This is a genomic window from Pseudomonas sp. UBA5706, from assembly GCF_002419965.1.
Classification (GTDB): Bacteria; Pseudomonadota; Gammaproteobacteria; order Pseudomonadales; family Pseudomonadaceae; genus Aquipseudomonas.
Map to the genome: position 1 here is coordinate 172,920 of NZ_DIHC01000033.1, position 16,823 is coordinate 189,742.

The window sequence follows — 16,823 nt, forward strand, 5'->3', positions numbered from 1 at the left end:
CCTCTCGGCCCGTTGTCCGCTACATTCCGCCCGTCGCCTGATATCCCACACCTAAAACCGTTAAAACCGATAAGGGCAGCAGCACCGTGTCGAGCAACGCGCTGCCGGGTAGATCCAGCATCGGGTATTTCGGCGCCTTGACACCAAAACGCTCTTTCTCGCAGCAACCGCCCTGAATCGCATACAGATCCAGCCGGGTGCCGGAATACACCACCGGCGCGCCCGGTTGATTGGCATCCAGCGTGCGCACCGTCGAGCAACCGGTGGCCAGCACCAGTCCGAGCGTAAGGACGAACAGTTTCTTATTCATCGGCGCCGAAATGATGCTCGCCCCAGCGCGGCAGCATGTCCTGGGGGATGTTCAGCAGGTTGAGAATCCGCGCCACGACGAAGTCGATCAGGTCATCGATGGTCTGCGGCTGGTGATAAAAACCGGGCGCGGCCGGAAGAATCACCGCCCCCAGGTTCGACAGCTTGAGCATGTTTTCCAGGTGAATACTGGAAAACGGCGCTTCACGTGGCACCAGAATCAACTGCCGCCGCTCCTTGAGCGTCACATCGGCGGCGCGTTCGATGAGGTTATTGCAGGCCCCGGTGGCGATGGCCGACAAGGTACCGGTCGAGCACGGCACAACCACCATCGCACTGGGCGATCCCGAGCCGGACGCTACTGGCGACATCCAGTCTTCCTTGCCATAGACCCGAATTTGCCCCGCCGCCGCGCCAGTGTATTCGGTGAGAAATGCCTGCATCATTTGCGGCTTGGGCGGCAGCGTCACGTCGGTTTCGGTGGCCATTACCAACTGCGCGGCCTTGGAGATCAGGAAATGCACTTCGCGATCTTCCCGCACCAGGCAGTCGAGCAGGCGCAGCCCGTATTGCGCGCCGGAGGCTCCAGTCATCGCCAGGGTAATGCGTTCCGGCCCGCTCACTTGAGCGCCTCGGCCAACTTGCCGTGTAAACCGCCAAAACCGCCGTTGCTCATGATCACTACGTGAGTGCCGGGCTGCGCCTGACTTTTCACGCGTTCGATGATGGCGTCCAGGGAATCGCAAACCACTGAAGGGACTGTGCACAGTGCAACTGTCGCGCCCAGATCCCAGCCCAGATTGGCCGGTGCGTACCAGATCACCTGATCGGCCTGATCGACGCTTTCCGGCAGCCCTTCACGGTGCGCGCCGAGCTTCATTGAATTGGAGCGCGGCTCAACGATGGCAATGACCGGCGAATCACCGACCTTCTTGCGCAGACCGTCCAGCGTGGTGGCGATAGCGGTCGGGTGATGAGCGAAGTCGTCGTAGATGGTGATGCCGTTTACTTCAGCAACCTTTTCCATTCGGCGCTTGACGCTCTTGAATGCGCTCAAGGCTTCGACACCTTGCTGGGGCACGACGCCAACATGCCGAGCGGCTGCCAGGGTTGCCAATGCGTTAGCGACGTTGTGCTGGCCGGTCATGCCCCAGTTGACCACGCCTTGCGCGACGCCCTCGAAACTCACCTCGAACGTCGAGCCGTCTTCGCTGAGCAGCTTCGCTTGCCACTGACCGCCCTGACCGGTGGTTTGCACCGGCGTCCAGCAGCCCATTTCGATCACCCGCTCAAGGGCCGGTTCGGTGGTCGGATGAATCACCAGGCCTTCGCTGGGGATGGTGCGCACCAAATGGTGGAACTGGCGCTCGATGGCGGGCAGGTCCGGGAAGATATCGGCGTGGTCGAACTCAAGGTTATTAAGGATCGCGGTACGCGGGCCGTAGTGGACGAATTTCGACCGCTTATCGAAGAAGGCGCTGTCGTATTCGTCGGCCTCGACCACGAAGAACGGTGTGTCGCCCAGGCGGGCAGACACCGAGAAGTTCTGCGGCACACCGCCGATCAGGAAGCCAGGCGCCATGCCTGCATGCTCCAGTACCCAGGCCAGCATGCTGCTGGTGGTGGTCTTGCCGTGTGTGCCGGCCACGGCAAGCACCCAACGACCGCGCAGCACATGATCGGCCAGCCACTGCGGGCCGGAAACGTAGGGCAGACCTTTGTTCAGAACGTATTCGACCGCCGGATTGCCGCGTGACATGGCATTGCCGACCACCACCAGATCCGGCGCAGGCTCCAGATGCGACGGATCATACCCTTGCATCAACTCTATGCCCTGCGCCTGAAGCTGCGTGCTCATCGGCGGGTAGACGTTGGCGTCGGAGCCGGTAACTTTATGGCCCAAATCCTTGGCGAGAACCGCCAGCGACCCCATGAACGTGCCGCAAATACCCAGAATATGAATGTGCATGACCGACCTCTTAAAACATGGGCGCAGGTTAGCGTAGAGAGGGTCGGTTCGCACAGTTCAATTGGCGAAGGATATTGGCGGTATTGCGCTACGGCTTTGATTCTCGCGCAAGGGCGTGGAGCTCGGTTGCCGGCGATCTGCCGGGAGTCGGCAGCAAACCTGTGCGCTCGATGTGCCAGATAGACCACGTTTACAGGGTCTGCCACCGCTGCGCGATGGATCGCCGGCAAGCCAGCTCCCACGCCCTCCGGGCAGAATTAAAACCTGCTAACGCGCAATCCCATGCTTGCGCAGCTTTCTATACAGGGTATTGCGGCTGACCCCCAACGCTCGCGCCGCGTGGGTCATGTGCCAGCGTTGAGCTTCGAGGGTTGCGATCAGCGCTGAACGTTCGGCGCTGTCCAACGGCGAGTCAGTCGGCTCAGGCGCGAAAGACTCTTCGGCAGCGCCCTGACGAATCACCTGCGGCAAGTCGTCATAGCGGATGACATCGTCCTCGCACAACGCCGCCAGTGTCCGAAGCACATTACGCATCTGCCGCACGTTACCCGGCCAGTCAAATCCCAGCAGCGCGCCACGGGCATCGGGATCGATCGTCACCGGATGACCTTGCGCCTCTTGTTGCAGCAGAAAATCCAGCAACTGCGGTTTGTCGCTGCGCTCGCGCAATGGTGACAAGGCGATTTCCAGACCGTTGAGCCGGTAGTAGAGGTCCTCGCGAAAACGGCCGTCCTCCACCCGCTCCTGGAGATTGCGGTGGGTTGCGCTGATGATTCGAACGTTCACGGCCTGGGGTTCGCCACCAATCGGTACAACCAGACGGTCCTCCAGCACCCGCAACAAGCGCGTCTGCAAGGTCAGCGGCATGTCGCCGATTTCATCCAGAAACAGCGTTCCGCCGTCAGCCTGCTGCAGCTTGCCACGCATGCCTTCCTTGCGCGCGCCGGTGAAACTGCCACCGCGATAGCCGAACAGCTCACTCTCGATCAGGCTCTCGGGAATGGCCGCGCAATTGAGGGCCACGAACGGCCTGCCTGCACGTTGACTGGCCTGATGCACAGCCTTGGCGAACGCCTCTTTGCCGGAACCGGTCTGCCCATTGATCAGCAGAGGCACATCACGCTCGAAGACCTTCAGGGCGCGACGAAAATCGGTTTGCAGCGCAGCATCGCCCAGACAGATTGCGCTCAGCGAAGGCGGTGAAACCGGTTCGGTGACAATGGGCGCAGAATAGACTTTCAGTTCAGGCCGTGGTTGGCCACGCAGCACCGCGAAAAACCCTCTACCGTCCCGGGTGCGCAGCGGCCAGCTGGTTGCAGCATCAGGCGCTGCGCGGCTCATAAGCTCATCCAGCGAGCAGTCGAACAAGGCTTCGACCGTCTGCCCGATCACATCGGCGCGGCCCAGGCTGAGCAAATTCAATGCGCTTTGGTTTAGCGCACTGATCCGCCCCGCGCCGTCGAATGCCAGCAACCCTTCACTGAACAACCCCACCGATCCGGGCTGCAAATGAAAACGCAGCAGCCACTGATCGTCGAAATGACGCACGAAGTAGCTGCTTTCGATCATCTTCGCCGAGAGATTGACCAGCGCCATGGTGTGAAACTGGCTTTGCCGGGATACATCGTGCCGCGCCGATGACACATCAAGCACCGCCAGAAGGTCGCCGTTGGGATCGAACACCGGGCTGGCAGAGCATGTAAGGCCTGTGTGCCGCCCGCGGAAATGCTCGTCGCGATGAATGGTCACCGGCTGGCGCTCCACCAGACAGGTGCCAATCCCGTTGGTCCCTTCCCGCGCCTCGCTCCAGTCAGCCCCCAGCCAGAGGCCCGCGCGCTCGAAAATCTTCCGTTCTCCGGGCTCAGTGACACAGTTGAGGATCACCCCGCGATCATCGGTCAACAGCACTGCATGGCCACCAGAAAGCTGCTGAAGCAGGCGGTTCATCTCGCCACCGGCGATGGTCAGCACCTGCTGCAGACGCTCGCGACTTTCCAGTACCCGAGCATGCTCCAGTACCGTCGGGGCCATGGGTTGAGCGGGGTCCAGATGATAGTCTTCAAGGCAACGCGCCCAGGACCGGGCAATCGACGGGTCGGCACCGGGGCCAGAGCGATGAGTCGACTTGCCTTGGGCAACTGTCAGGACTTGCTGTGCGTGTCGGGTGAAGTGATTGCTGTGCATTTTTATTGTGCTTCCTAGGTGCTCCCGGGGAGTTGCAGACCAGCATCCTCTTGGCCTCTATGCATTGCAATGCTTCCAAAGGCGCATGCGAGCGAATCGCTCCGAATTCGGTACAAAATGTCACACAGGCCGTATCGCCCCTGGCGCACAACAGTCGCTCAGGCATCCGATGTTCTGGCTGAGGCCTTATAAGCCGGGGTCTTGACGGCAGTGGCCCAAGCTTTGCTCTACGCTTTGACCAAGCAGCTCTACCCAATGAAGCAATGCGTTATCCCCACACAATCACAACAACGGAGATATTCACCATGCGTTATGCCCATCCCGGCACTGAAGGCTCGGTCGTGACCTTCAAGACCCAATACGGCAATTACATCGGTGGCCAATTCGTGCCGCCGGTCAAAGGCCAATATTTTGAAAATACCTCGCCGGTCACCGGCACGCTGATCGCTGAGTTCCCTCGCTCGACTGCCGAAGATATCGATAAAGCGCTGGATGCAGCCCACGCCGCCGCCGATGCATGGGGCAAGACGTCCGTTCAGGAGCGCTCGCTCACCTTGCTGAAAATCGCCGATCGCATCGAGCAGAACTTGGAACTGCTGGCCGTCACCGAAACCTGGGACAACGGCAAGGCCGTGCGCGAAACCCTCAACGCCGACATTCCGCTGGCCGTCGATCACTTCCGTTATTTCGCAGGCGTGCTGCGTGCGCAGGAAGGCAGCGCGGCGGAAATCGACGGCAATACCGTGGCGTACCACATCCATGAACCGTTGGGCGTGGTCGGTCAGATCATCCCGTGGAACTTCCCGCTGCTGATGGCCGCCTGGAAGCTCGCACCCGCCTTGGCAGCCGGTAACTGCATCGTACTCAAACCCGCCGAGCAAACCCCACTGAGCATTACGGTGCTGATGGAAGTGATTGGCGATCTGCTGCCAAAAGGCGTGCTCAACGTAGTGCAAGGGTATGGCCGGGAAGCTGGCGAAGCGCTGGCCAGCAGCAAGCGCATTGCCAAAATCGCCTTCACAGGTTCTACACCTGTGGGCTCGCACATCATGAAACTGGCGGCCGACAGCATTATCCCTTCCACCGTGGAACTGGGCGGCAAATCGCCGAACATTTACTTCGAAGACATCATGAGCGCCGAACCGGAGTTCATTGATAAAGCGGCTGAAGGCGTGGTGCTGGCGTTCTTCAACCAGGGCGAAGTGTGCACGTGCCCTTCGCGCTGCCTGGTCCAGGAGTCGATCTACCCGCAGTTCATGGAAGCGGTAATGAAGAAGGTGCTGAAGATCAAGCGCGGCGACCCGCTGGACACCGAGACCATGGTTGGCGCCCAAGCATCGCAGCAGCAGTTCGACAAGATCCTGTCCTACCTTGAAATCGCTCAGGGCGAAGGCGCCGAGCTGTTGACCGGCGGCAAGGTCGAGAAGCTGGAAGGCTCATTGGCGACCGGCTACTACATCCAGCCGACGCTGCTCAAAGGCAACAACAAGATGCGCGTGTTCCAGGAAGAAATCTTCGGACCGGTGGTCAGCGTTACCACCTTCAAGGATGAAGCCGAAGCGCTCGCCATCGCCAACGACACCGAGTTCGGCCTCGGCGCTGGCGTGTGGACCCGCGACATCAACCGCGCCTACCGCGTTGGCCGCGCCATCAAGGCCGGTCGTGTGTGGACCAACTGCTACCACCTGTACCCGGCGCACGCTGCGTTCGGTGGTTACAAAAAATCCGGCGTGGGCCGCGAAACGCACAAAGTCGCGCTCGAGCACTACCAACAGACCAAAAACCTGCTGGTAAGTTACGACATCAACCCACTGGGCTTCTTCTGATCCGGTAAACGTGCTTTAAAAGAACGGTCTCTTCGGGGGCCGTTTTTTCATGAAAGCGCGTAAGCAGACACGATATCCAAGACAGCGAGTCATCACCGGGGAGGCGTCGCAGCCCAGGCTTTTCGATCGTCCCGACGCAGGCTCGAAAATGAATTGGCCTCCAACGGTTCGCCGAGGCGTGCGAAGGCCATTGCATCTAAATATTTCAATCTGAATACCGCCCCCAGCGACATCCCATGGCTTCCCTCTATAATGCGCCGCAATCAGCAGTCATCATTGACCCGCACAGGGCCCGCTTGGGGCCTTTTTCAATCAGGTGCCGTACATGGATTTCCACCCGCTCGACCTCATCCTTCACCTCGACGTCTATCTCGACTTGTTGGTGACCAACTACGGCACCTGGGTCTACGCGATCCTGTTTTTGGTGATCTTTTGTGAGACGGGTCTGGTCGTCACGCCTTTCCTGCCGGGTGATTCGCTGCTGTTCATTGCAGGCGCCGTCGCGGCTGGCGGCGGCCTGGATCCGGTCTTGCTCGCTTGCCTGTTGATGGCCGCAGCGATTCTCGGCGACAGCACCAACTACGTCATCGGCCGCAACCTTGGGGACAGGCTGTTCAAAAATCCCGATTCGAAGATTTTCCGCCGCGACTATCTGACCAAAACCCACGAATTCTACGAGCGTCACGGCGGCAAGACCGTGACCCTGGCGCGCTTCCTGCCCATCATTCGCACCTTCGCCCCTTTCGTCGCTGGCCTGGGCAAGATGCACTACCTGCGCTTTTTGGGTTTCAGCGTGCTGGGTTCGATCCTTTGGGTCGGCGGTCTGGTCACCCTCGGCTATTTCTTCGGCAACATCCCATTCATCAAGAAAAACCTCACGCTGCTGGTGCTGGCGATCATCGTGCTTTCGCTGCTGCCCATGATTATCGGCCTGGTTCGCAGCCGTATGGGCCGTTCGGCCACAGCGCGCTGAATCATGTGGTCAATCGGCAACTGGCTGAAACGTCGCACCCTGGCGCGCAACCCGGTCGAGCCTGAGCTATGGGCGCGGGTACGCCAACGCTTGCCGATCCTTGATGGCCTGACCGCCGAAGAGGATCGCTACCTGCTCGACAGCTGCGTACTGTTTCTGCATGGCAAACACCTCACGGCACTGGAAGGCGTTCACCTGGATGACGAGTCGCGCCTGTTTCTCGCCGCCCAGGCGCAGTTGCCGCTATTGGCCCTGGGCGACCTGAACTGGTACCAGGGCTTTCATGAAATCGTCCTCTACGGTGACGATTTCATCAGCCCGCAAAAGCACCGCGACGCCAGCGGCGTCGAGCACGAGTGGGATGGCGAACACAGTGGCGAGGCCTGGTCCCAGGGCCCGGTCATCCTGGCGTGGCCGGGCGTATTGGCCAGCGGCGGCTGGGAAGCCTACAACCTGGTGATCCACGAACTGGCGCACAAACTCGACATGCTCAACGGCGGTGCCAACGGCCACCCGCCCCTGCATAACGACATGCGCATCGCCGATTGGGTCAGCGCCATGCAGGGCGCCTTCGATGACCTCAATCGCCAGCTGGACGCGGACCCCGATGCTGAAACCGCGATCGATCCTTACGCGGCGGAGAATCCTGCCGAGTTTTTCGCCGTCACCAGCGAATACTTCTTCAGTGCACCGGATTTGCTGGCCCAGGCGTATCCGCAGGTCTACGCCCAGCTCAAAGCCTTTTATCGGCAGGACCCTCTGGCCCGCCTCACGGCACTTCAACCCGGCACTTAAGTCTGAAACGCCGGTCTATCAGGCTCAACCCAACGCCTGGAAGGCGAGCGCCACGCATGGCAACGCTTTTCGAATGTGCCTATAATCCGGGCCACTTTTTGGCGTTGGACGCCAGATTCTGAATGGTCAACCAAGGGGGCAAAGCCCAATGAGCTACAGCAAGATTCCGGCCGGCAAAGACCTGCCGAATGACATCTACGTCGCAATCGAAATCCCGGCCAACCACGCGCCGATCAAATACGAAATCGACAAAGAAAGCGACGCGCTGTTCGTTGACCGTTTCATGGCCACCCCAATGTTCTACCCGGCCAACTACGGTTTCATCCCCAACACCCTCGCCGACGACGGCGACCCCCTCGACGTGCTCGTTGTGACGCCATACCCGGTTGCACCCGGCTCGGTCATCCGCGCCCGTCCGGTCGGCGTACTGAACATGACCGACGATGGCGGCGGCGATGCCAAAGTCATCGCAGTACCACACGACAAACTGTCCCAGCTGTACGTCGACGTGAAGGAATACACCGACCTGCCACCGCTGTTGATCCAGCAGATCGAGCACTTCTTTGCGAACTACAAAGACCTCGAAAAAGGCAAATGGGTAAAAATCGAAGGCTGGGCCGGCGCAGACGCCGCTCGCGAAGCCATCACCAAATCGGTCGCTGCCTACAAGGGCTGATCCGGTTCGACACCTCCGGGGCGCCAGTCGCCTCGGAGCTGCGTATTCTTTCTGCTGTTCCCCCGATGGGGTCTCATGCCAGCCGGCTCTCGGCGTTATGAAAGGCTGGAAACTCAGAGCCCGCCAGATCGTAAGCACCCATTGATTCGTTATCGATCGCGAACTGACTACAAGGTCATGCCATAGGTGCATTTCGGATGCGCGCAAGCATGGCCTCTCGGCAGCTTTTTCACCGTATGTGTCCGAAAAAATGTTTAAACCTGCGCCCCTTCAAACAACTCGTTTATACCCGTAGTACCCGCCACCCTTTCGAAACACAATACCCACAACATACGTCTTTAACCGACGCTCTATCTCGTACCCTGTACTAAAATCGCCTTGCAGGCGCCGGTCTTTGCGACTGTTGACCGAAAACAATATAGTTGTTGAAACTTCCTACAAGAGCGCCCTCAAGTTGTAATCCCCACAATCGCCTTCTACGTTGAAGTTGTGCGCATTTGAACACTTCGTTCATTTAAACAACGTGCAACCGCACGTAAACTTCGATTCATGAATACATCAGGTGATCGACTACGTGTCCTTCTGCGAGAGTGCCGTCTCTCTGCAACAGACTTCGCCGCCAACCGTAAGGTGACGCCGCAACACGTGAACAACTGGTTCAAGCGCGGGATACCCTTGGCGCGTATGGAAGAAGTCGCCGAACTGCTGAGCGTCAATGTCCGCTGGCTGCGTACCGGGGAGGGAGCCAAGCACCCCGGTGAACTCGACAGAAGCGGTCTGACCGGCATCGCCAAGCCACGCATGGAGCGCGGCAGTGCGCGCGAAGAACTGGAGATGCCCTTCTACACCGAGGTGCAAACGCAAAACCTGCCTCATGCTGGCAGGCGCACAGCGGTCAGCGAGCTGCCCAACCATAAAGTCCGCCTGGCCAGACGCGTGCTCGAAGCCATGGACGTCGAACTGCACAACGCCATCTGCGTCGCCATGGTCGGTAACAGTATGGCCGACAAGATCCAGGACGGCTCGCTCGTCGGCGTAGACCGAGGTCGCATCAGCGTCATTGACGGCGAAATGTATGCCTTGGAGCACGATGGCATGTTGCGCGTGAAATACCTTTACCGCCTTCCCGGCGGCGGTCTGCGCCTGCGCAGCCACAACGCCGGCGAATACCCCGACGAAATCTTCAGCGCCGAGCAGGTTCAGGAACAACACATCCACATCCTAGGCTGGATCTTTTGGTGGTCCACGCTCAACAACCGCCGCCACCCTGCGACCAGCCCCTGACCCGGAAAAACGAAAGCGCGGATGAAGAGACATGACAGCGGTTCAGGACTGGGCAGGCGATGCAAGAATGCGTATCCTGCACGCCTTCGTTTCACCACCCACAGGCTACCCGCCGAGGGTGATCGACAAGGTAAAGTCTTCGCGACCTGCCTGGTCTACCTAACAAGCGCCTGCTCGCAGCGCGCACTTTTGCGGACGAGTGCGGTTAGCCAAAAACTCACCAAGCCCGTCACCGAGAAGCCGGCCACAAGCCGGCTTTTTATTTCGCTATCACATTGAAAAATAAGAATTTTTACTTAGCAAGCTTCACTAGCCCATACGCCAGCCCATACCCACGCTGCCTGCTCGGAACTGTGTTGGCGCGGGACCTCGTCCATCTTCAACTGAGATGATGGATTGCTTCCGCCCTGGCTAGGACATCGGGCTTGAATGTCGCTTTATAGGCGGCGCACCTGACGGCATTCCCCCCCCGATCGACCGCGCGCTGACTTTGAAGCGGGATTACAATGCATTACGCCAGTCATTGACGCTCGCAGCGCCCCTTGAACCCAGGTTGCGCTGCTCTCGCATCATGAATAACGCATCCTCTGTACCTCGAATGGCCCGTCGTCGACGAGAGTCTGGTCGTCATTAGCTAGGCGCCACATCCGGAAGCTTCCCTCAGCGCCAGCTTTGCCAACCATGTAGACTCGGCCATATTCGACATGGCGAGCACCTGCCTTTGCTTTGTCAAACTGTCGGAGATGCGGTCCTTTGACTTCACCTAACGCTACCCCGCTTCCTTCACTGCGCTCGGCAACGCCGACGACGAAGTCCGGAAAGAATCCCACTCCTTCAGCCCAGCCGTACAGGGCTACAGAAAAAGGTTTTTGCGGCGGATTACGGTGCCACCACAACACTTGAGAAGAAGTATCAAGCATTTCAGCAAACTCTCGCTCCTGAGGTCGAAGATCTTCCGGGAAAATGCCATAGAGGTTGCGAGCAGCTGGCGCCAACGGCATCGTGGATGATACGAACGCTGGCAATGGGACGGTGGCGGAACTGACTTGCTCAGATCTCAGACGTTTGTGCGCGTCACGAATGAGCTTGTCGTTACGAACTAAGACTAACTCCAACTGGCCGGTTAATGCTTCTTCGCTCTCCGGCAGTTCGTATCCCTCACTGACAAGCACTTCCCGGAAGCGCGTCCGTAACGCATGAAGCAGCTCGCGCCGATCAACCTCTTCGAACTGAAATGCTATCTGACGTGCCCTCTGAGCAATGGCAACCGGAGAGACGGTTGCCCATACATCCTTATCTTCCGGCGCGGTTCCTGATGCAAATACATCGGTCACCCGCTCTGTAACCCTTGAGCGTACTTTTAGTCGATCACCGAGTACCCGAGAGAAGTCGATGTGGTGAGCAAGCCTTTGCTCGAAGTCCTCGGGCAAAGGAGGTAGAGTTTCAGTTACAAGCGACTGAGGGGTCGCAGCCCTAAGTGCATAATTGAACCCATTCGAATGGGCTTCTAGCTGAAAGGCACGGGCAAGGGGTGAGGATTCCGTGTAGCCATGCGCCAGCCCCGGATGAAGCGGGTCGGCAGGTGTCTGACTTCCTACTGAAAGAACGGGGCCGGGAGGTGTAGCAAGTATCTGAAAAAAATCTATCTGCGATCCTAACCCTTGGGAGGAAGAAATATACGATGAACTCAAATCTACAAGATCTGGCGTACCTTCACCGTTTGTAGGCCGGGCACTGTTATCCGCCGAGTTGATAGACAACGCCGTGCTCTTTTGATTAGCGAGAAGAGAGAAGGTTTCCCCAGGTTTAGCAACCTGCACACTCGACTCACCCCCTATGATGGTTACGACAGTAGCGGGTGTAGCGGACGCTAGCTGGCCAGGCAATTGGTTTATTTGCGCTGCAGCGTTGAGCAAGCCCTCCTGCGCCTCCCCATTCGCAAGAAATACATAACCATAATGCAATAAAGGCGGCATGTCGTTGAGCCGGCCTTGAAGCAAACGGTGAACGCGCATGATGCGCCCTACGACTTGTACGCCAAAGTTGGAGTCGCGAGCGCCACGGAGAGCTGCGAGAGTGAAAGCCCGAGGAGCATCAAATCCGGTTGCGATCGCCATCTTAAATAAGATGACTTCAACCTGAGGATCGTCCGCAAGTGCCGACAGGTTCGGATCCGGTTCGTCCGAGGTGTGACTGCGTACAGCTGTTTCTGGAAAGCGTAGAACGTTGATCAGATACTTTTTGGCTTGCTCCAACATCTGTCCGCCGTTGGGGACCTGCACCAACATCAAGGGGACCAACCCGACGTTGGCGTCGGCTAAGGTAGTCTTGATAAGCCGGTGCATCGCGGCGGCTTCAGACATGGCCACCTCTTCAAAAGCTAGCAGCTGCGCATCGTCCTGGTTCTGGGCTATGAATCTTGCAGCCTTGACGCTCTTTTTTAGCAGCTGCGCGTCCACCCCTTCGGCACGTGTGATCGACGCCCAATCGTTAGGCCCTCCGATCTGGTAACCAGTTTGCTTGGCAAACTTAGCCGCATCCGTGTCTCTAGGAGTAGCCGTCATCAGCAATACATAGTCCGGTGACATCACCTCGGCGAAAAAACGTCCTGCCTCAGTGGCACGGACAAACCCATGGTGAGCTTCGTCTACCACGACACCGATGCGAAAACCGAGATGTCTTGCTTCAGCTATCAAGTCATCGACAGCCATGCCTACATCACCGGTCTGCCGGACTACACGAGAGTCACGAGATCTGGCTGCCACCGTCTGCCAACTTAGGACGAATACCGCTCCTGGGAGAAGCTTCTCGACTTGGCGATCAGAGTCAATATCTAGGTGTATCAAACTTGGGGCCTGCCGCTTGAGCGACGCTTTAGCCTGAGAAAGAACGCCAGTGAAGGGTGCGAACCAGAACCATATGATTCGATCTGTGGGCGAAAATCTCGCGATAAACTCGCTAGCCATCAACGTTTTGCCAATACCGGTGGGGGCCTGCAAGAGAACGCACGCGCCGTTACGGCGGAGGCGTTCAAGCTCATCCTTACGTGGATTGGAGCCCAAGGCATCGTAGGTGGACTTCAGAGCTACAAATCTCTCGACTAACACATTGATGTGCCGGTCTTGAAAAGGCATCGGGACGGTTCGGCTCACGGCTGCTCTCCCTGTAGTACCAATTGATCTTCCCTTGCTTCGGTTTCAACAGGCTCAGGTTCTCGGACCTGCGCGTTGCCTTGCCGGAAGGCATGCTGCAAGTCCTGAGGCACAGCCACATAGCTTATGTTCATAGCTAAGCCTACTAGGGCTTCCTGCACCGCTTGGATACCCCAGCTAAGTACCACCGCTGGCCCCTTATGGTTCTCCAATTTTGCACAGAGAGCTGCCAACGTTGAAGGCTTTGTATTGGCACAGTATGCGATCAGATGATTGCCATTTATTGAAGTGGATACCCCCTGCTGTGGTGCACTCAAAGGATGGCCAGAAGCCTGCTGAGCAAATGTCCAAACCATAGAGTCTGTGAGCTGCTCCTCGAACCTATGCATCGGGACAGGAATGGCCTTCAGGTAAGCAAATGAGCCCCCTAGAGGTTCGACAAAACCAGTTTTTATCGACGAGTATCCTTCCATCGCCTTGCGAATTCGCACAGCGCAAACGTCGCGGCATAAGTTTCTGTCAGGTGTCTCGTCAGTCGCTTCACGGCTAGACACCACCACAAATCTTCTTTGCCCTCCGTCAGCCTTGTTCATTCGGAGCAACGCATGCGCCGTAGTTCCAGAGCCTGCAAAGAAATCGAGCACAAGAGCGTCTTTCTCTGGGGCGCAGATTTGGAGGACTCTTTCCATTAGCCGGGTGGGCTTCGGAGTATCGAAAGCCGTCTGCGTGCCAAAGATGTCTTGAATCTCTTTTCGCGCCTCGTCGGTGTGCCCGACCTCGTCGTGCGGCCACCAAGTCCAAGGTGTCATGCCATCAATGTCTTCCAAGAACTGCATCCGGCTAGGCATGGCGTTGCCATCCTTACCAAAGTAGATAAGCCCCTGCGCTAGAAGATCATCGTATTTTGACTTTATTACCTTCCAACAGCCCCCTTCTGGGGGGCGGAAGACTTTTCCTGTAATTGGCGAGACAATTTCGTACATCTGATTAGGCCGGAACCCTTGAGCGGACAGCGACACGGCACGCCACTTCCCTCGGGGATGCCCTGTCTCTTTGTAAACTGACTTCTGTTTATCACCTAAAACCAACCTACCTCGGCGCTGCTTGAACGCATCAGGCTTGAGTGAGTAAATCAAGAGATATTCATGTGCATCGCCGATAGCGCTACGGTTCTCACGGCTGTAGCGCTTTTGCCAAATGCAATTAGCTAAGAAACTACGCTCGCCGAATACTTGATTCATGAGCAGCCCCATGTTGAACAGCTCATTGTCGTCAATACTGACTACGATGGCGCCATCCTCTTTGAGGAGGGCTTTAGCTAAAACCAGGCGCTGATATATGAATTCGAGCCATGTACTGTGCCGGTAGCGGTCTCGGGAGTCGAAGAAGTGGTCGTTGTAGACAAAATCCTTGTTGCCCGTGTTGTAGGGGACATCAATATAAATGAGATGAAACTGCCCCGCATGGGTGGTGGCCAGGTGCCTCAACGCATCATAGTTGTCCCCTTCGATGACGAGGTTCTCCCATGGGCCCTCACCGTAGCACTGCTCAGGTAGAAGCTCGAACCCAACGAAGTCTCGGTTGAGCGCCTTATCTGGGGTAATGTTCTGACGCTCCCAATGCAGCCCGTAATGAGCCTGCACGTCGCGACGCTTAAGCACTTCGATGAGTTGCTCTTTAGTCAAAGTGGAATAGTCGATAGCGCTCAAGCTTTCCTCGGTTGTCTAGGGGTGGACACCTGCCGTGCCTGGATCCAGATGGAAGCCATGCGAGTCGCGGCAGTGCTGACGAGTTTTCGACGACATATTTCGTGAAATATTTCTATGAGCGGAGGCTTCACGGCCGCGCCTGATCAAGTAAGAGCTTACCGGGTTCCCAGCCTCGCTCGTCCAGAGTCGCGAAAACGGCTTGTTCAAATCACACATTATCATGCATTACGTCGTCGAAGACGAGAGCACGCCGCCCTTGTGAACCTGTAGAGCACCCTAGGACAAGTGACTAAGGCAGCGTGCCTGGCCCTTGCTGGAGAGGCCCCAGAAACAGAGTGTTCGCCACTAAACTACGTCTTGAGCAATGCAAGGAATTCCGAGTGGAGGCGCAGCCTGGACGAGTTATTTGACCTGGAGCAGCTTTCAGCCTGATAGCAGTAATGCTGTATTCCTTGATGCAGCAGGCAGCCCACCACTGAATGCTCCGGGGCTATTTTACGTTGGCAACATGGTTGCTGTGGCGGTGCCTGTCATCCATTGCAAGCGCCTTCCTGAGCGCCTCGGCCACTTCGTCTACTCTATCGTCCGAGATGCATAGCGTGCCGTGGATGTGTGCAAGGTGATTTTCTATGCGGCCGGTGTGTTTGGATTTAGCGTGAAAGCTAGATCCGTCTCAATCCCCAGCTTTGCCAGGGTCGCTTGATCATCGCAGCGAGATAGTTTGCTGGTGGGCGGACCTAACAAAGCAGCTTCAGCGGTTGATCGAGCCGCATACTAAAGGTTGGCGGTCGGGCGTTGTACGCTGAAAAAGAAATCAGGGAGATGCCACAGCGCGGCGGTTGCAAGGTTATGGCATCCGGCAGCTTAACTGCGGCGCGGTGGCGCTACCGCTTTAAGAATCTCATACGCATCCGCGTCCAAATGCCTGCAGATTTCTAAGAATTCGATCACGTCAAGACGACGCTCTCCACGCTCGTACTTGGAAACGAACGACTGCGGCCGGCTGAGTGCCTCAGAGAGTTGTTGCTGCGTGATGCTTGCCAGCTTGCGCTGCTCGATCAGTAATACGAGCAGCCGCTGGTACGGTTCCGAGTGGATGGATTTCAAAGTGCGCCGCCAAAAAAAGGACTGGCGGACTAAATAAACCTGTTCTGGGATTATCCCAAAACAGGTTTTTAGGTATTATCCGAGACTGTTTTGCCTGAATGTGTAAGGCAACGGACCAACCAAAAGCCGAAAAAGGATCTCTCCGTGCTGAACAAAGCGTTGATTTTTGCCACCACCGTGCTGCTTTCAGCCCCAACACTTGCGGAGGTCAAGGCAGACTGCTCGACAAAAATGAATGGCAGCACACGCTGCGAATTCATCAACAATGGTGTGAAAAAGGACAGTTCGTGCGTGGTAATAGAGGTGGCCCGGGGTTATGACGCAGATGTCTACAGCGTCCGCTCAGCAGGTGGTAAGGGGGCGGTGTTAACTTCTGAAAAGATCTGCTCAGGACTCGTTGAGCCACAAGATATCCGTGAGCGTACACCGACTGGGTCGTTCACGGCTGGCGGACGAATCATGACGCCTTTCGAGTTTTGCCAGTCAGATAACCCATGGTTCAAAGCTTCTTCGAACTGCACCATGACAACTAAAACCGTTGCGAACTGACCGTGATTAAAGGACTGAACATGCGGGCGATTGTTGAAGCAAAGCATCTGAAAATACCGGGACTGGTCGCTGCCATGCTGCTTTTGACAGGGTGTAGCTATGGCTTAACCCAGCGAGGTATTGACTCGTCTCCAGTGAGTAAAACAGTGATGGTCAAAGGCTCCGCTCGTGAGGTGTACCAGTCTCTTGCTCACGAGATGCAAGGCCCTGGCTGCCCGCCGATCCACTCGAGTCAACTCTATGAAAATGGAGATAGCTTCGTCGTGTACTGAACGAGCCCCATGAAAGAC

Annotated in this window: 14 protein-coding genes; 7 read left to right on the forward strand and 7 right to left on the reverse strand. The window is 57.2% G+C overall.

Annotated features, from left to right (window positions below; genetic code table 11):
* Nucleotides 1-19 precede the first annotated feature (19 nt).
* The 4 genes from B3I26_RS16055 to B3I26_RS16070 form a co-directional block, all read right to left on the reverse strand.
* A complete protein-coding gene (locus B3I26_RS16055; RefSeq protein ID WP_296258972.1) occupies nt 20-310 on the reverse strand; it encodes a YceK/YidQ family lipoprotein in 291 nt (96 codons plus the stop codon).
* A complete protein-coding gene (gene ubiX, locus B3I26_RS16060) occupies nt 303-932 on the reverse strand; it encodes a flavin prenyltransferase UbiX (protein ID WP_296258974.1) in 630 nt (209 codons plus the stop codon). The genes B3I26_RS16055 and ubiX overlap by 8 nt, the downstream gene beginning before the upstream one ends.
* The gene (gene mpl / locus B3I26_RS16065; protein WP_296258975.1) at nt 929-2,278 is read right to left on the reverse strand and encodes a UDP-N-acetylmuramate:L-alanyl-gamma-D-glutamyl-meso-diaminopimelate ligase; all 1,350 of its coding nucleotides are present in this window, start codon (nt 2,276-2,278) and stop codon (nt 929-931) included. Before mpl ends, ubiX begins: the two co-directional genes overlap by 4 nt.
* 267 nt (nt 2,279-2,545) lie before the next feature.
* Nucleotides 2,546-4,462 (reverse strand): sigma-54-dependent Fis family transcriptional regulator, encoded by a 1,917-nt coding sequence (locus B3I26_RS16070; RefSeq protein WP_296258976.1) that lies wholly within the window; start codon nt 4,460-4,462, stop codon nt 2,546-2,548.
* A 305-nt stretch (nt 4,463-4,767) separates the two neighbouring features.
* Between B3I26_RS16070 and B3I26_RS16075 the strand changes: the two genes are divergently transcribed.
* From B3I26_RS16075 to B3I26_RS16095, 5 genes are all read left to right on the forward strand, one after another.
* Entirely contained in the window at nt 4,768-6,288 is a 1,521-nt protein-coding gene (locus B3I26_RS16075) for an aldehyde dehydrogenase family protein (RefSeq protein ID WP_296258978.1), read from the forward strand.
* A 325-nt stretch (nt 6,289-6,613) separates the two neighbouring features.
* Nucleotides 6,614-7,261, forward strand: a complete 648-nt coding sequence (locus tag B3I26_RS16080) for a DedA family protein (protein WP_296258979.1) — start codon at nt 6,614-6,616, stop codon at nt 7,259-7,261.
* 3 nt (nt 7,262-7,264) lie between these two features.
* Nucleotides 7,265-8,056: a zinc-dependent peptidase gene (locus tag B3I26_RS16085; protein ID WP_296258981.1), complete on the forward strand. Its 792-nt coding sequence runs from the start codon at nt 7,265-7,267 to the stop codon at nt 8,054-8,056.
* A gap of 148 nt (nt 8,057-8,204) precedes the next feature.
* Complete coding sequence (gene ppa, locus B3I26_RS16090; protein WP_110947834.1) at nt 8,205-8,732, forward strand: inorganic diphosphatase; 528 nt, start codon at nt 8,205-8,207, stop codon at nt 8,730-8,732.
* A 549-nt stretch (nt 8,733-9,281) separates the two neighbouring features.
* On the forward strand, nt 9,282-10,016 hold the full coding sequence (locus B3I26_RS16095; RefSeq protein ID WP_296258984.1) for a LexA family transcriptional regulator: 735 nt from the start codon (nt 9,282-9,284) through the stop codon (nt 10,014-10,016).
* Between the two features lie 569 nt (nt 10,017-10,585).
* On the opposite strand, the gene B3I26_RS16100 is transcribed toward B3I26_RS16095, so the two are convergent.
* The 3 genes from B3I26_RS16100 to B3I26_RS16110 all read right to left on the reverse strand — a co-directional run bounded on the left by B3I26_RS16100 (nt 10,586) and on the right by B3I26_RS16110 (nt 15,984).
* Nucleotides 10,586-13,168, reverse strand: coding sequence for a DEAD/DEAH box helicase (locus B3I26_RS16100; protein WP_296258985.1), 2,583 nt, complete (start codon nt 13,166-13,168; stop codon nt 10,586-10,588).
* The gene (locus B3I26_RS16105; RefSeq protein ID WP_296258987.1) at nt 13,165-14,877 is read right to left on the reverse strand and encodes a site-specific DNA-methyltransferase; all 1,713 of its coding nucleotides are present in this window, start codon (nt 14,875-14,877) and stop codon (nt 13,165-13,167) included. Before B3I26_RS16105 ends, B3I26_RS16100 begins: the two co-directional genes overlap by 4 nt.
* Before the next feature lie 864 nt (nt 14,878-15,741).
* Complete coding sequence (locus tag B3I26_RS16110) at nt 15,742-15,984, reverse strand: helix-turn-helix domain-containing protein (protein WP_296258989.1); 243 nt, start codon at nt 15,982-15,984, stop codon at nt 15,742-15,744.
* A gap of 144 nt (nt 15,985-16,128) precedes the next feature.
* Here B3I26_RS16110 and B3I26_RS16115 point away from each other — a divergent pair, with 144 nt between their 5' ends.
* Nucleotides 16,129-16,533 (forward strand): hypothetical protein, encoded by a 405-nt coding sequence (locus B3I26_RS16115; RefSeq protein WP_296258990.1) that lies wholly within the window; start codon nt 16,129-16,131, stop codon nt 16,531-16,533.
* A gap of 20 nt (nt 16,534-16,553) precedes the next feature.
* Complete coding sequence (locus tag B3I26_RS16120; RefSeq protein ID WP_296258992.1) at nt 16,554-16,805, forward strand: hypothetical protein; 252 nt, start codon at nt 16,554-16,556, stop codon at nt 16,803-16,805.
* Nucleotides 16,806-16,823 lie beyond the last annotated feature (18 nt).

Bases quoted from the DNA above. Each gene is read 5' to 3' on its own strand.
- B3I26_RS16055 (WP_296258972.1), bottom strand. From the start codon at position 310: ATGAATAAGAAACTGTTCGTCCTTACGCTCGGACTGGTGCTGGCCACC.
- mpl (WP_296258975.1), bottom strand. From the start codon at position 2,278: ATGCACATTCATATTCTGGGTATTTGCGGCACGTTCATGGGGTCGCTG.
- B3I26_RS16070 (WP_296258976.1), bottom strand. From the start codon at position 4,462: ATGCACAGCAATCACTTCACCCGACACGCACAGCAAGTCCTGACAGTT.
- B3I26_RS16075 (WP_296258978.1), top strand. From the start codon at position 4,768: ATGCGTTATGCCCATCCCGGCACTGAAGGCTCGGTCGTGACCTTCAAG.
- B3I26_RS16080 (WP_296258979.1), top strand. From the start codon at position 6,614: ATGGATTTCCACCCGCTCGACCTCATCCTTCACCTCGACGTCTATCTC.
- B3I26_RS16085 (WP_296258981.1), top strand. From the start codon at position 7,265: ATGTGGTCAATCGGCAACTGGCTGAAACGTCGCACCCTGGCGCGCAAC.
- ppa (WP_110947834.1), top strand. From the start codon at position 8,205: ATGAGCTACAGCAAGATTCCGGCCGGCAAAGACCTGCCGAATGACATC.
- B3I26_RS16095 (WP_296258984.1), top strand. From the start codon at position 9,282: ATGAATACATCAGGTGATCGACTACGTGTCCTTCTGCGAGAGTGCCGT.
- B3I26_RS16120 (WP_296258992.1), top strand. From the start codon at position 16,554: ATGCGGGCGATTGTTGAAGCAAAGCATCTGAAAATACCGGGACTGGTC.